Origin of the sequence: Mesorhizobium sp. M7A.F.Ca.CA.004.04.2.1, assembly GCF_004022825.1 — a bacterium.
GTDB lineage: Bacteria > Pseudomonadota > Alphaproteobacteria > Rhizobiales > Rhizobiaceae > Mesorhizobium.
Window position 1 is genome coordinate 1 of record NZ_RZPH01001121.1, and the last position, 1,856, is coordinate 1,856.

Annotated in this window: 2 protein-coding genes; both read right to left on the reverse strand. The window is 65.8% G+C overall.

The window, feature by feature from the left end; all coding sequences use genetic code 11:
• A partial coding sequence (locus EN893_RS31990; protein ID WP_206640213.1) for an ABC transporter permease occupies window positions 1-733 on the reverse strand: 733 nt, incomplete at its 3' end.
• Window positions 730-1,856: ATP-binding cassette domain-containing protein (locus EN893_RS31995; protein WP_128362095.1), on the reverse strand; the 1,127-nt coding region annotated here is incomplete at its 5' end. The genes EN893_RS31990 and EN893_RS31995, both read right to left, overlap by 4 nt.

Here is a 1,856-nt window from a genome sequence, read left to right on the forward strand (position 1 = left end):
CGACGGCCCCTGAAAGCAGCAGGACCAGGAAACCCTGCCGTTTCACGTTGACGCCGCCATATTCGGCGAATTTCGGCGCCGAACCGACCATCGTGACGCCGTAACCCCATTTGGTGTAGCGGAAGACAAGGGCTGCGCCGACCGCCAGCACCAAGCCAATGACCAGGCCCCAGTTCAACCGCGAAAAGGTGAAGATCTCCGGCAGATAGGATGTCGCCAGGATCGGCGGCGTCTCCGACCAGCCACCCGGCCGCTTGAACAGGAAGATGGTGAAGTAGGACGTGAGCAGCACCGCCACGTAGTTCGACAGGATCGTCGAGACGACTTCGTTGGTGTTGTAGCGGGCGCGGAAGTAGGCGGGGATGGCGACCCAGGCCGCGCCTGCCACGACCGCCAGCGCCAGCGCGGCCAGCGTGTGAATGCCCGCGGGCAGGGGCATGGCAAAGCCGACCCACGCGGCGGCGAAGCCGCCGAGGAACAGCTGGCCCTCTATGCCGACGTTGAACATGCCGCCGCGCAGGCCGATGCAGGCGGCGACACCGCAGATCAGGATCGGCGTCGTCTGCAGCAAGGTCCCGGCGATCTTCTCCTGATCGCCGAAGGCGCCGCGCAACAGCGTCATGAACACACGCACCGGGCTTTCGCCGACCATGAGGATGATGATCGCGCCCATCAGCAGCGCCACGCCGATGGCGATCACCTGGCCGGAAACGGCACGCAAATGGTCTGTCATGATGCGGTCTCCGCGGCGAATTCCGGCACGGCCACGCCTGCCATCATCATGCCGATGCGCTCCTCGTCGGCCTCGTCGCCGGCGACCTCGCCCATGATCCGCCCGTTGAACATCACCAGGATGCGGTCGGCAAGGGCGGCCAGTTCGTCGAGCTGCACGGAAATCAGCAGGATTGCGCGGCCGGCGGCGCGCTGGCGCATGATCTCGTCATGAATGGCCTCCTGGGCGCCGATGTCGACGCCGCGCGTCGGCTGGTCGATCAGCAGGAAATCGGCGCCGTTGGTGAATTCGCGCGCCAGAACGACCTTCTGGATGTTTCCCCCCGAAAGCCGCTTGACCGCATCACCGGCTCCGCGCGCGCGAATATCGAAGCTCTTGATCAGCGTTTCGGCGTTTTGATTTATGGCATTCCAGTTGAGCATGCCGGCGCGGCTCCATGGGGCGCGGTGCTGGCGGCCCATCAGGGTGTTGGCTGCTATCGAAGCGTTGCGATCGACCCCGCGCACCATGCGGTCGCCTGGAACATGGGCGAGGCCTGCCTGGCGGATCGCGGCGGGGGAGAGCGCGGTGAGATTCCGGCCCTTCAGCCACGCCCCGCCATGGCTTGCCGGTCGCAAGCCCGAAAGCACTTCCGCCAGCTCCGTCTGTCCATTGCCGGCCACACCCGCGATCCCCACCACCTCGCCGGAGCGGACGGTGAAGCTGGCATCGCGAAGAGCCGGCAGCAGGCGATCGTCGCGCGCCCACAGATCCTTGACTTCGAGCACCACGTCGCCGTGCAGCGAAGCGCGCGGCCGGCGGTCGAAGCTCACCTCGCGGCCGACCATCATGTGCACCAACTCGTCCTTGCTGAGCTCGGCCGTCGGCCGGGTCGCCACCTTCCTGCCGTTGCGCAGCACCGTCACCGTGTCGGACACTTCCATCACCTCTTCCAGGTGATGCGAAATGAAGATCACCGTCATGCCTTCGGCCACGAAGCTGCGCAGTGTCTGGAACAGTTCACGGCTTTCCTGCGGCGTCAGCACGGCGGTCGGTTCATCGAGGATGATGGTGCGCGCGCCGCGCACCAGGACCTTAAGGATTTCGATGCGTTGCTCTATGCCGACCGCGAGCAGCCCGACGC